1 protein-coding gene is annotated in these 266 nt (G+C 51.9%); it reads left to right on the top strand.

Going from position 1 to position 266, the window contains the following annotated elements:
- Positions 1-266: YihY family inner membrane protein (locus AC2Q9J_RS18045; RefSeq protein ID WP_499042074.1), on the top strand; the 266-nt coding region annotated here is incomplete at both ends.

Raw genomic sequence — 266 nt, 5'->3', positions numbered from 1 at the left:
GGCGCGTCGGATCTGTTTTTATCCGTCTGGGCCGCCATTCGCTGGGGTGTCAGCCCGCTTGTGCTTTTGATTGTTTTTTCCGCGCTGTATGTGATTGCGCCGAACAAAAAGCTGTCTCTCCGGTTTGTCATGCCGGGTGCGGTCTTTGCGACCATCGGCTGGATTATTGTCAGCACACTGTTTTCGTTTTACGTCAGCACGTTTGCGAACTATAGCGCCACTTACGGGAGCATGGGGGGAATCATCGTTCTGATGATTTGGTTTTA

Source organism: Planococcus sp. RAB007_Raresut (genome assembly GCF_057369535.1).
Note: the sequence above shows the minus strand (reverse complement) of the source record. Positions and strands in the feature narration are given on the sequence as shown.